Genomic DNA, 12,133 nt, shown 5'->3' with positions numbered 1-12,133 from the left:
TTCTAGATAAGGAGGACGAACTTGAAGAGAGAACATTCCAACCAATATTTCACAGAGGCTCAAAAGCTCTTTCCAGGCGGGGTCAACAGTCCTGTCCGGGCTTTTAAGGCTGTGGGCGGCCACCCGCTTTTTATCGAAAAAGCCAGCGGAGCCTATCTGCATGATGTCGATGGCAACCGCTATATTGACTACGTCCTGTCTTGGGGGCCTATGATTTTGGGGCATGCTCCTAAGGATGTGTTACCAGCAGTTGAGGAAGCTATTTGGGAGGGAACCAGCTTTGGTGCTCCGAGCCCCAGAGAGATTGCCCTCGGCCAGCTGGTGCAGGAGCGTCTGCCTTTCATGGAAAGAATGCGGATGGTCAATTCGGGAACGGAAGCGACCATGAGCGCCATTCGGGTAGCGCGTGGGGTGACCAAGCGTTCTAAAATTGTCAAATTTATCGGCTGCTATCACGGCCACAGCGATTCCTTTTTGGTTCAGGCTGGTTCAGGCTTGGCCAGCTTTGGGATTGCTGATTCTGCCGGAGTCATTGCTCAGGTAGCTGGGGAAACTCTGGCCTTGCCATACAATGACACAGATGCTCTAAAGGCTTGCTTTGAAAAGCACGGAGACGACATTGCCTGTGTCATTTTAGAAGCAGTTGCGGGCAATATGGGCTTGATTCCAGCGGATGCGGACTTTATCAGTACTATTCGCTCCCTCACTCAGGAATACGGCTCTCTCTTTATCGTGGACGAGGTCATGAGTGGTTTCCGAGCTCATTATCAGGGGGCAGTTGGCCTCTATCAGACAGAGCTGGATCTGGTCTGCTTGGGCAAGGTTATCGGTGGCGGCTTCCCAGTCGCAGCATTTGGCGGCAAGGCCATCTATATGGATCAGGTAGCGCCTCTAGGCAGCATCTATCAGGCCGGCACTTTGTCGGGCAATCCAGTCGCTATGACGGCCGGTTACGAAACGCTGAAACAGCTGACACCGGAGCTCTTTGCTGAGATTGAAGAGAAAACAAGCTACCTCTGTGATGGCTTACGAAGTCTAGCAGACAAGTACAACATTGATCTGCAAGTCGTATCAAAAGGAACCATGTTTGGCTTCTTCTTCAGCCAGAAGCCAGTCCGCAATTTTGAGGATTCTAAGGCGGCTGACCATGTACAGTTTGCACGATTGCACGGTCTCTTGCTGGAAGAGGGTATCTATCTGGCGCCATCTCAGTATGAAACCAATTTTATGTCCAGTGCCCATACTAGAGCGGATCTAGACCAGACCTTGGCAGCCTTTGAGCAGGCATTTCAAGCAATGAAAGAAGAAGCAAATGGCTAAGATTGTGTTAGTAACAGGCGGAGCCAGAAGCGGCAAGTCGGCATTTGCGGAGGAGCAGTTAGCGGACCGAGAGCGAGTTTGCTACATTGCGACCGGCCTACCCCGAGGAGAAGATCCAGAATGGCAGGAGCGGATTCGGCTGCACCAAGAACGGCGGCCGGCTTCCTGGACGACTCAGGAGCAGTATGCAGGGCTGGCCGACTGGCTGCGAGAGCAGTCGCATCCAGTTTATCTGCTGGATTGTGCCACTCTTCTGACCAGCAATCGCCTCTTTGATTTAATTGCCCAGCATTTTCCAGACAAGCTGGAGCTGACGGAAGAAAACTTTCTCAGCCGGCAGGAGCAGTCTTTCCTGCTGCAGCTCTTGGAAGAAGAATGGCAAGAACTCCTATCTGCAATCTATCAGACTGATGCTGAGTGCTGGATTGTAACGGACGAGGTTGGTCTGGGCATTGTCCCAGAGACCAGACTAGGACGCTTCTTCCGTGATGTGCAGGGCAAGATTAACCAACTGATTGCAAAGGAGGCGAGTGAGGCTTATCTAGTCATTTGCGGTCTCGCTCAGCAGTTGAAATGATAAAGGCATTGATTATCTATACTCAATTTTTTAGCCGGATTGTGATTCCAAAGGCAGTGGATATTTCCTATTTACGACGGGGCCTCCCTTTTCTGACCCTCTTTGGTCTCTTGCTGGGTTTGATTTCAGGTGGATTTTATTTCCTGATGAGTCTAGTTCTGCCAGGGATTGTCGCTTGGATTCTGACCCTTGCTTTCGATGTTCTGCTGACAGGTGGTTTTCACTTAGACGCCTTAGCGGATACGGCGGATGGTCTCTTCTCCTCTCGTAAAAAGGAGCGGATGCTGGAGATTATGAAGGACAGCCGCATTGGCAGCAATGGCGTACTGGCACTCATTCTCTACTATGCTCTGATGCTGGTTCTCTACTCTTATCTGCCAGAGCCTCGCTGGTTTATCGTGGCCAGTCTGACCATGATTGGCAAGGCCGGTCTGAGCCTGCAGCTCTACCGGATGACCTATGCCAGAGAAGGCGGCGGCTCGGGAAATTTCTTCAGTGGCAGCAAGACTAGTCATATCCTGCTTGCCCAGCTTCTTCCCTTGCTCCTGTCTCTGCTGGTTTTCAGCTGGAGAGGTCTCTTGGCTTACGGCTTGGTATTTCTGGGAGCAATCGGCTATCGCCGGTTCGTTTATAATAAAATTGACGGCCACACAGGCGATACGCTAGGAGCCTATGTCGAAATTGCCCAGCTCCTCTATCTCTTAGGATTGGTGGTGCTAGGATGAAAAGATGGTATCTAATGCGGCACGGTCAGACAGACTACAACCGCAGGCGCTGTTTCTATGGCAGCCATGATGTCTCTATCAACGGGCAAGGCCAAGCGGACGCCAAGCAGCTGGCCCTGCTGATGCAGGAGCATGCGGTTGATGCAATCTACACTAGTAGTCTCAAGCGGACGCAGGAAACAGCCCAGCTGGCTTTTCCAGACAGGCAAGTCCAGGCCATAGGCGACTTTGACGAGCGGGGCTTTGGACAATGGGAAGGCTTAACAGCTGATGAGATTGAAGCGGCTTTTCCAGAAGTCTGGCAAGCTTGGTTGGAGGCCCCCTTTGAGGTCACGCCTCCTGAGGCAGAAGTTTTCTCAGACTTTCAGACCAGAGTCTGGACAGCAACAGACCGCCTGCTAGATAGTGCTGATGAGTCAATCGCTCTAGTGGCTCATTTGGGAGTCCTTCGCTTAATTTACCAGCATTTGGTTGACCGAGAGGCTGTTTTTTGGAACATTGATGTCCCCCAAGGACGAGTACTGCTCTTGGAAGAGCGGGACCAGACTTGGCAGGCGACCTTACTCTAAGGTTTTATTATTAAAAAACAACATGATTTATCTTGGGAAAGAGGTGACCAGATGAATACACAGATTCAGGATAAATTTACTTTTAAAAATGGTCAGACCATGCGCAATCGCGTTGTCTTGGCTCCTATGACCATCTGCGCTAGTGAGCCGGGTGGCTATGTATCTCAGGCAGATATTGACTTTTTTGCCCGCCGGTCTAGGTCGGTTGGTATGGTCATTACTGGCAGTACCTATGTCCATCCTCTGGGTAAGTCCTTTGCGGAGAGCTTCAGCGGCGCCGAGGACGATAAGATTGAGGGGCTTAGCCGTCTGGCCAATGCCATCAAGGACCAAGGGGCTCTGGCTATTGTTCAGCTCTATCATGGTGGTCGTATGGTTCTGCCTGATTTGATTGACGGTCAGCCAGTCGCACCTAGCGCTGTCAAGGCTCCGCGCGACTATCTGGCAGAGCCGAGAGCTCTCAAGAATTCTGAAGTAGAGCAGGTGATAGAGGATTTTCTGTCAGCTATCAGACGGGCCATTCAGGCTGGCTTTGATGGAGTCGAGCTTCATGGCGCCAATACCTACCTGATCCAGCAGTTTGTCTCCCCTCATTCCAATGTCCGTCAGGACAAGTGGGGCGGCAGTCTTAACAACCGCCTGCGCTTTCCAAAGACCTTGCTGAAAAGAGCCAAGCAACTAGTCAAAGAAGAGGCCGACCGCCCCTTCCTGATTGGCTACCGCTTTTCTCCAGAAGAGATTGAAGAGCCAGGTATCCGGCTTTATGACACCCTGCAGTTGCTGGAGCAGCTCATCTATCATCAAGTGGACTATCTACATATTTCGACCTCTGATGTCTGGCGCTCGTCTATCAGAGATTCTCAGGACTCAGAGCCAGTGATTCAGAAAATTATCAAAAAAATTAATGGTAGAGTGCCCCTGATTGGTGTCGGTCAGATAAAGACCAAGCAGGATGCCCAGCGAGTATTGGATGCGGGGATTCCTCTCTTTGCCCTCGGCAAGGCCCTACTCCTAGACCCAGACTGGGCTGAAAAGGTTGTCTCCGGCCGAGAGGCAGAAGTCATCAGAGCTTATCGCGATGAGTTGCAGGCTGATTTGGCTCTGCCAACGGCCTTTGTCGAAGATGCCCGAAGCTATCTGGAAGGAAAAGATTAAGACAAGCAAATCCCCAAGGAGGAAAGAGAATGAGCAATCATTTGTTTTTCACTCGTTTGCTCTCTCATCTTCAGGACATAGAACCACCTTAGACAGAGAGCTAAAGTCTATTTAGATTTGACTAGGACAGACCGTCTTAAAGTAGTTTACAAAATAGAAAAGGAATTTGAACACTTTATGAAACATTTAAAAAAAATAATGGTTTTAGCCTTGGCAGGCCTAGCCCTAGCCTCCTGTGTAAACCCTAGCAAAACCAGCGAGCCTGCTGGTGAGACAGACAGCAAGACTGTGACTATCGGTTACACTCAGTTTCCAGAAAATATTGACCCAGCAGCGGAATATAATGGCTGGTTCACGGTTCGTTACGGAGTGGGAGAAACCCTCTTTAAGATGGACGACAAACTCGAGGTGAAACCTTGGTTGGCTGAGAAAATCGAAGCAGTTTCAGACCTAGAGTGGAAAATCACCCTCAAGGATAAGGTTGTCTTCCAAAACGGTGAAAAAATGACTGGCGAAAAGGTTAAAGCCTCTCTGGAACGCCTGGTTGAGAAGAGTGAACGGGCAGCTGCCGATTTGGGCATTGACAGTATTTCTGCGGAGGGTCAGACTGTGACCATCAAGACCAAGGCTGTGCAGCCTATCATGGCTAATCTCTTGGCAGAGCCCTACTCAGCTATTGTCGATACGACTGGTAAGAGCGCATCTGACAAGGCTCCTGTCGGAACTGGACCTTACATGGTGACCAAGTACACTCCTGAGAGCGGAGCAGAGCTCAAGGCTTATGACGACTACTGGGATGGCAAGCCAAAAGTTGCTAATCTGAAGATCAAATACTTCTCTGATCCGACAGCTATTTCCGCTGCCCTCAAGTCTAAGGAAGTCGATGCCGTCTATGGTCTGCCTTATGCAAATCTAAGTACCTATGCTTCTGATAAAAACTACAAGATTTCTGAGGTAGAAGGCTCTCGTTACCTAGCTTATTACTATAACTTTGAAAATCCTTATGTGGCAGATGATAAGTTCCGTCAGGCTTTGGATACCTTGGTTGACAAGAAGACCTACTCAGAATCCCTCTTTAAAGGATCAGCTGTGCCTGCTGTCGGACCGTTCCCTACTGGCTTTGCCTTTGCCCTGCAAAAGAGCGTACATGAATTTAACGTAGAAAAAGCTAAGAAACTCTTGGATGAGGCTGGCTACAAGGATGCTGACGGCGATGGCTATCGTGAAAAAGACGGTCAAAAAGTCAGCATTGAGCTGCTGTCCTTCACCCGTCTGCCTGAAATGCCGCTGGCTGTAGAAGCAAGCCAACAACAGCTCAAGGAAGTCGGAATCGAAGCGACCATTAAGAAAGTTGAAGTCAGTGCCGTTGCCAGTGAAAAGGACTATGCTTTCACACCTTATGCGGTGGTAGCAGCTCCTATCGGTGATCCGTATGCCTTCTTCAACAGCGCTGTTAAGACAAATGGTGCAGCCAATATCGGTCATTACAGCAACCCAGAAGCAGACAAGAAAATCGAAGAGTTAGCGACTGAAACTGATCCAGCTAAGCGCAATCAGCTCAGCAAGGAAATCCAAGAAATCATGGACAAGGACTACGGCTTTACCATTATCGGCTTCTTCAAGGTCGCTCTGGTGATGGACAAGTCTATCTCTGGTCTGGAATCCCATCCGACAGACTACTATCACGTCAGCAACAAACTATCAAAGGAATAAAACATGCTGGAAATAAAAGATCTTCTGGTGCAGTCAGCAGATAAAGTCATTCTCGATCGGGTCTCCCTCTCTCTTGCTGAGGGGGAGTCCCTTTCGATTGTGGGCGAGAGTGGCAGTGGCAAGTCCACCCTGCTCAAGATGCTGCTGGGTCTCCCTCTCAGGGGGCTGACAGTGGAAGAAGGCAGTATTGTCTTTGAGGGGCAGGAAATCCAGCCCCAGGACCACCGCATTTATCTGACTTTTGTAGGCCGAGAAGTGGCCTGGATTAGTCAGCATGCCAGTCTCAGCTTTAATAACCGTCGTAAGATCAAAAAGCATTATCAGGACCTGGTAAAAAGCCATGGCCAGCAAGCCACCGATTTCCGTCCTTTGGAAGAATGCCTAGAGATGGTGGGGCTGCTGCCTGAAAAAGTCGTCAATAAGTATCCTTTCGAACTCAGCGGCGGTATGATGCAGCTAGTCGGTGTAGCGCTGGCTCTAGCGAGCAGGCCTAAACTGCTGCTGGCTGATGAGCCGACCAGCGCTCTGGATGTCCTGTCGAAAATGAAGTTGCTTGATCTCTTGAGCAAGCTTCATCAGGAGGAAAAAATGGCCATTCTCTTTGTCACTCATGATATCAGCGTAGCTGAGCATCTTGCGCAAAAAGTAGTTGTCATGAAGGAAGGACAGATTGTCGAGAGCGGTCCTGCCCATCAAGTTCTCTGCCATCCTGAGCAGGCCTATACCCAGAAGTTGTTGGAAGCCGTACCCAAGCTGGCAGAGTTTAGAGAAGGGGAGCAGCTATGAGTCAAGTATTGGTCGGTCGCAAGCTAACCTACGAGTATGGTCAGGTTGGTGATCGGAGAATCGGTGTCTTTGATATTGATGTTAGCTTAGAAAAGGGACGAGCTATGGGGCTGGTCGGAGAGTCTGGTTCTGGTAAGAGTACCATTGCCAACCTTATCTGTCGCTTTTTAAAGCCAGACCAAGGGGAGCTGACTCTACTGGGCAAGCCAGTCTCTGCCTACAAGGACCGGGACTACTATGCTCGGGTCCAGTACATCGCCCAGCAGCCCCAGTCGACCTTTCATCCCAAGCGCAGCATTCAGCAGAGTTTAGAAGAGGTCTGTCGAAACTTCTCTCTCTATCAGCAGCAGTCAGATAGAAAGCAGGCCATCCATGACTTGCTGAGATCGGTTGGTCTGACACCTGAGCTTGCTCGGCGGCTGCCGCACCAGCTGAGCGGAGGAGAATGCCAGCGGGCGGCTATTGCCCGTGCCCTGCTGATTAATCCCGATGTGCTCATCTGCGATGAAATCACCAGTGCTCTGGATGTGACCGTTCAGTATGAGGTCATGCAGCTGCTGGCAGATATCAAGGAGCGTTCGCAGACCTCCTTTCTCTTCATCTCTCATGACATCGCTCTGGTCAGCAATTTTGCAGAGGATTTGATCGTCCTCAAGGACGGAATCGTGCAAGAAAAGGGCAGCATGCGAGAGGTCGTCTCTGCTCCCAAGAGTGACTATACCAAGCTCTTGCTCAGTCAGTACAGAGAGGATAAAGATGAGGATTAAGCAAAAACTAGACTCTATGGCTTCTTGCAGCAGCTATCAAGGCAGTCTGCCCATCACAGATGAGCTGGCTATCCAGTACACCCTGCTCAAAGGACAGGCCTCCCAGCCCTTGCTGACTATCAGTGCTGCAGTCCATGGCTGCGAGTATGTCGGTGTCAAGGCGCTGATGGATTTGGCGCATGAGTGGGACTTTAACTTTCAGGGCTCTGTCCTCCTCCTGCATGCCGTCAATGTCAGTGGCTTTTGGGCTCGGGAGACGACGCTTGTACCTGAAGACGGCCTCAATCTGAACAGGATTTTTCAAGACCAAAAGCCAGTTTCCAGCCTCAGCTATCAGATTCGGTCTGTGATTGAGAGCCAGGTCTTTAGCGTCAGTGATTTCCTCATTGACCTGCACAGTGGCAATCGGGAAGAACTGCTGACCCCTCATGGTTACTATTCTCTGCGGGCGAATCCAGAGGTGGTCGAAAAGTCCTATCAGATGCTGCAGGCTTCTGGGACACCGATTATCTATCAGTCTCAGGACCGCGGCAATCTTTATCACGCTGCCTCGGTGGACTATGGTTTGCCCAGCATCCTTCTGGAGCAGGGAGAAAATGGCACCTGTCTGCCAGAGGATGTGCTGGCCATGAAAGAGTCGGTCAAACAAGTCGCACGTTATCTTTTTGAAGGGACCATGCCCTATTATAAGCAGGCGCCGCTAATCTTTGACGACAGTTACTATCTGACCTGTCAGAGGTCGGGCTGCTGGATGTGCTTTGTCCGGCCCAATCAAACAGTACAGGCTGGTCAGGTCATCGGTGAAATCTGTGATATTTATGGCAATATTTTAGAAAAGGTGACTGCCAAGGAAGACGGTCTGGTCCTCTACCAGAAAGCGACCTTGGTCGTCCACCAAGGCGAAGTGCTGTTGGCCGTTGCCAGCAAGAATCCTGAAAGCTACCGGACATCTGAAAGGGAGGCGCATGATTAAATTTATTATCAAAACTATTCTGCAATTCGTCCTCATCCTGCTCTGCGTCAGCTTTATCTCCTTTTTGCTGGTTTATCTAGCACCGGGAGATCCGGCTGATAGTATCCTCAATGCTCAGGGCATTCCTTTTACCAAGGAACTGCTGGAAATCAAGCGGGCAGAGATGGGACTGAATGGCAGCTTTATGGAGCAATATCTGGCCTGGCTGGGCAGGATTGTCCATGGTGACTTTGGTGTGACCTATAATTCTGGAGCTTCGGTTTGGGAGCAGCTTGTTTTCTATTTTCCCAATACAGTCTACTTAGCTTTCTATACCCTGCTAGCGACTCTGGGAATTTCCCTGCCGACAGCTCTCTACACATCCTACCATGCTGGAAAGCCTATCGACCGCTTCCTGATGGCAGGTCTGGCCTTCCTGAATGCCATTCCTAGCTTTGTTATGGGGATTATCCTGATTCTGATTTTTTCTGTTCAGCTTCACTGGCTTCCCATTCAGGCAACAGCTAATGAGCTGGGCCTAGTCCTGCCAGTCATGACACTGGCCATGATCATGTCTACTCGCTATATCCCGCAGCTGCGGACCGCTTTGATAGAAATACTGCATTCACCAGAAGTCGAAGGTGCGCGAGGTCGGGGGATTCGAGAGGGACATATCCTGCTGCATGATGTGATTTACAATGTTCTGCCCTTTCTTCTGACCTTGGTCAGCCTTTCTCTGGGCTCGCTCTTAGGCGGTGTGGCTATTATCGAGCACCTCTTTTCCTGGCCGGGCATCGGTAAGATGCTGATTGGCGTAGTCGCCAAGCGGGATTATCCCCTTGTTCAGGGGGCGGTCCTCTTTATCACAGCGGGAGTCTTGACTGTAAATCTAGTCTTTCAGCTGCTCATGGTTTGGCTCAATCCGCGCGTCCGACTGGCTCAGGAAAATCCCAAACTGCTGCCGCGCACGAAGAAATTAAAAGCAAGCAAGGAGGGTTCGTATGGATAAGAAAATTAATCGAAAACTCCTGATCTTGGGCGGCCTTATCGTCCTGGCCCTGCTCCTATCTTCCTTGGCTCCTCGTCTCTTGGGTGATAGTTTGACCAAGGTCAATCTGGGACAAGCCCTGCAAGGACCGAGCAGCAGTGAGTGGTTCGGAACGGACGCTCTGGGTCGGTCTGTCTTTGCGCGTGCAGTAAGCGGAGGTGCGGAAACAGTCCTACCAGCCCTGATGATTCTAATGCTGATTGCGGCGGTGGGCTCCTTTATCGGGGTGACTAGCGCCTTCATCGGCGGGAAATTTGACCAGCTCATCTTGCTGGTAATCACGGCTTTTCAGTCTTTTCCATCTATCATTTTGGTCATTGCCATCGTCAGTATCTTGGGCATCGGTCTCCAGCAAACCCTCATCGCTATCTGCCTGACGGCCTGGACCAAGTATGCCTACCTGATGCGCTCCATGACCCTGCAGCTCAAAAATGAACCCTATATCCAGTCTGCAAAAATGTATGGCAATAGTTTTTGGACAACTCTGAAAAACTATTATTTCCCCAGTCTTTTTCCTCAGATTCTGACAACCATGAGCTTTGACATCAGCACCATTATCATGGAAATCGCTGGTCTCAGCTTTGTCGGATTGGGAGCTCAGGCGCCGTCGCCTGAGTGGGGAGCCATGATTAATGACGGCCGGATTTACATTCAGGAAGCCCCTTGGATTGTGGTCTTTCCTTGTATTTTGCTGATTCTGACCATTCTCCTCTTTACCAAGTTCGGGGATGCTCTCAACAGCAAGTACAATCGCATGAGTTAATCATCAAAAAAACAACAGCTAAAAAAATTGCAGCCCCTATCTTTTGGGACTGCAATAAAAAAATATGAATACAAGAAAGTGATTCAATAAAAATGAGAAAAAAATTATTTTTATTAGTTGTCCTCTTGCTGCCTTTATTCTTGGCAGCCTGCCAGCAAAATTCAAACTCTTCCCAAAAGGTCGATGAGAAAGACAAACTCACCATGGTTTGGGGCGAAGACTTTGGGGATGTCAATCCTCACCGCTACAATCCAGACCAATTTGTCATTCAGGATATGGTCTATGAAGGCCTGGTCCGCTACGGTGACAATGGTAAAATCGAGCCAGCCTTGGCTGAAAGCTGGGATATCAGCGAAGATGGTAAAACCTATACCTTCAAGCTGAGAAAGGCAAAATTCTCAGACGACTCTGACTTTAATGCAGAGAATGTCAAACGCAATTTCGATACTGTCTTTTCAGAAGAAAATAAGAAAAACCATACTTGGTTTGACTTCACTAACCAGCTGGAAAGCTATCGAGTTGTAGATGAGCATACCTTTGAGATTAAGCTCAAACAAGCTTACAGTGCAACTCTCTATGATCTTTCCATGATTCGTCCAATCCGCTTCATAGCTGATGCTGCCTTCCCTGATGGAGATGATACGACCAAGGACAACCTCAAGAAGCCAATCGGAACCGGTCAATGGGTTGTCAAAGACAAGAAGCCAAACGAGTACATCACCTTTACCCGTAACGAAAAGTACTGGGGTGAAAAGCCTAAACTGAAAGAAGTAACGGTCAAGATTATCCCAGACCCACAAACCCGTGCTCTTGAGTTTGAGTCTGGCAATGTTGACTTGATCTATGGAAATGGCGTTATCGGTTTGGATAACTTTGCTAAGTATGCCAAGGATGATAAGTACACGACAGACGTATCTCAGCCAATGTCCAGCCGCCTCATGCTCTTAAATGCCAAGCAGGAAATCTTCAAAGACAAGACTGTCCGTCAGGCGATGAACCATGCGGTTGATAAGAAGTCTATCGCGAAAGACATTTTCCGCGGAACAGAAACACCAGCTGATACCATCTTCTCTAAATCTACCCCTCACTCTGACGCCAATCTGACTCCCTATGAATACGATATCGAGCTGGCTGAAAAGATGCTGGATCAAGCAGGCTGGAAGAAAGGTTCTGACGGTATTCGTGAAAAAGACGGCAAGAAATTGAGCCTAAATGTTCCTTATATCTCGTCTAAGGCGACAGACAAGGACTTGGTTGAGTACTTCCAAGGCGAATGGAAGAAAATCGGAATTGACGTTCAGCTTAAAGCGATGGAAGAAGATGACTATTGGGAAAATATTAAGACTGGCGACTTTGATTTGATGCTAACCTTCTCTTGGGGAGCACCTTGGGATCCACATGCTTGGATGACTGCCCTGACTTCACCAGCTGACCATGGCCACCCAGAAAATGTTTCCCTAGAAGCTCTGCCATCTAAGCCAGAAATTGATAAAATTATCAAGGCAACTCTGGTCGAACCAGACGAGGCAAAAGTCGATGAAGGTTATAAGAAAGTCCTCACCATGCTCCACGATGAAGCTATCTATATTCCAATCACTTACCAGTCCGTTGTTTCCGTCTACCGCAAGGGAGAACTCGAAGGCATGCGCTTTGCCCCAGAAGAAAATGCTTTCCCACTGCGCTATATTGAGAAAAAATAAAAGCTGACTTCATAACTGCAAATTTTAATATAAAGGGAGTAGTGCTGCTAAGTTGAAA

The 12,133-nt window shown here is 49.3% G+C and carries 12 protein-coding genes; all 12 read left to right on the top strand.

Going from position 1 to position 12,133, the window contains the following annotated elements; genetic code table 11:
- Nucleotides 1-21 precede the first annotated feature (21 nt).
- The 12 genes from hemL (at nucleotide 22) to nikA (ending at nucleotide 12,075) form a co-directional block, all read left to right on the top strand.
- Nucleotides 22-1,320 (top strand): glutamate-1-semialdehyde 2,1-aminomutase, encoded by a 1,299-nt coding sequence (gene hemL / locus K4H96_RS03575; RefSeq protein WP_223337415.1) that lies wholly within the window; start codon nucleotides 22-24, stop codon nucleotides 1,318-1,320.
- On the top strand, nucleotides 1,313-1,897 hold the full coding sequence (gene cobU, locus K4H96_RS03570) for a bifunctional adenosylcobinamide kinase/adenosylcobinamide-phosphate guanylyltransferase (RefSeq protein ID WP_223337416.1): 585 nt from the start codon (nucleotides 1,313-1,315) through the stop codon (nucleotides 1,895-1,897). Before hemL ends, cobU begins: the two co-directional genes overlap by 8 nt.
- On the top strand, nucleotides 1,894-2,622 hold the full coding sequence (cobS, locus tag K4H96_RS03565; protein WP_223337417.1) for an adenosylcobinamide-GDP ribazoletransferase: 729 nt from the start codon (nucleotides 1,894-1,896) through the stop codon (nucleotides 2,620-2,622). The genes cobU and cobS overlap by 4 nt, the downstream gene beginning before the upstream one ends.
- Nucleotides 2,619-3,191: a histidine phosphatase family protein gene (locus K4H96_RS03560; RefSeq protein WP_223337418.1), complete on the top strand. Its 573-nt coding sequence runs from the start codon at nucleotides 2,619-2,621 to the stop codon at nucleotides 3,189-3,191. Before cobS ends, K4H96_RS03560 begins: the two co-directional genes overlap by 4 nt.
- Before the next feature lie 51 nt (nucleotides 3,192-3,242).
- Nucleotides 3,243-4,346, top strand: coding sequence for an NADH-dependent flavin oxidoreductase (locus tag K4H96_RS03555; RefSeq protein ID WP_223337419.1), 1,104 nt, complete (start codon nucleotides 3,243-3,245; stop codon nucleotides 4,344-4,346).
- Between the two features lie 117 nt (nucleotides 4,347-4,463).
- The gene (locus tag K4H96_RS03550; protein ID WP_223337420.1) at nucleotides 4,464-6,059 is read left to right on the top strand and encodes an ABC transporter substrate-binding protein; all 1,596 of its coding nucleotides are present in this window, start codon (nucleotides 4,464-4,466) and stop codon (nucleotides 6,057-6,059) included.
- A gap of 3 nt (nucleotides 6,060-6,062) precedes the next feature.
- Nucleotides 6,063-6,845 (top strand): ATP-binding cassette domain-containing protein, encoded by a 783-nt coding sequence (locus tag K4H96_RS03545; RefSeq protein ID WP_223337421.1) that lies wholly within the window; start codon nucleotides 6,063-6,065, stop codon nucleotides 6,843-6,845.
- A complete protein-coding gene (locus K4H96_RS03540; RefSeq protein WP_223337422.1) occupies nucleotides 6,842-7,612 on the top strand; it encodes an ABC transporter ATP-binding protein in 771 nt (256 codons plus the stop codon). The genes K4H96_RS03545 and K4H96_RS03540 overlap by 4 nt, the downstream gene beginning before the upstream one ends.
- The gene (locus K4H96_RS03535; protein ID WP_223337423.1) at nucleotides 7,602-8,585 is read left to right on the top strand and encodes a M14 family metallopeptidase; all 984 of its coding nucleotides are present in this window, start codon (nucleotides 7,602-7,604) and stop codon (nucleotides 8,583-8,585) included. The genes K4H96_RS03540 and K4H96_RS03535 overlap by 11 nt, the downstream gene beginning before the upstream one ends.
- Nucleotides 8,578-9,573 (top strand): ABC transporter permease, encoded by a 996-nt coding sequence (locus K4H96_RS03530; protein WP_223337424.1) that lies wholly within the window; start codon nucleotides 8,578-8,580, stop codon nucleotides 9,571-9,573. The genes K4H96_RS03535 and K4H96_RS03530 overlap by 8 nt, the downstream gene beginning before the upstream one ends.
- Nucleotides 9,566-10,375: an ABC transporter permease gene (locus K4H96_RS03525; RefSeq protein ID WP_223337425.1), complete on the top strand. Its 810-nt coding sequence runs from the start codon at nucleotides 9,566-9,568 to the stop codon at nucleotides 10,373-10,375. The genes K4H96_RS03530 and K4H96_RS03525 overlap by 8 nt, the downstream gene beginning before the upstream one ends.
- Before the next feature lie 92 nt (nucleotides 10,376-10,467).
- Nucleotides 10,468-12,075 carry a nickel ABC transporter substrate-binding protein gene (gene nikA / locus K4H96_RS03520; RefSeq protein WP_223337426.1) on the top strand — a complete coding sequence of 536 codons (1,608 nt, stop codon included), beginning with the start codon at nucleotides 10,468-10,470 and terminating at the stop codon, nucleotides 12,073-12,075.
- The last annotated feature ends 58 nt before the right edge of the window (nucleotides 12,076-12,133 follow it).

Source organism: Streptococcus sanguinis (assembly GCF_020729765.1).
GTDB classification, from domain to species: Bacteria; Bacillota; Bacilli; order Lactobacillales; family Streptococcaceae; genus Streptococcus; species Streptococcus sanguinis_Q.
Note: the sequence above shows the minus strand (reverse complement) of the source record. Positions and strands in the feature narration are given on the sequence as shown.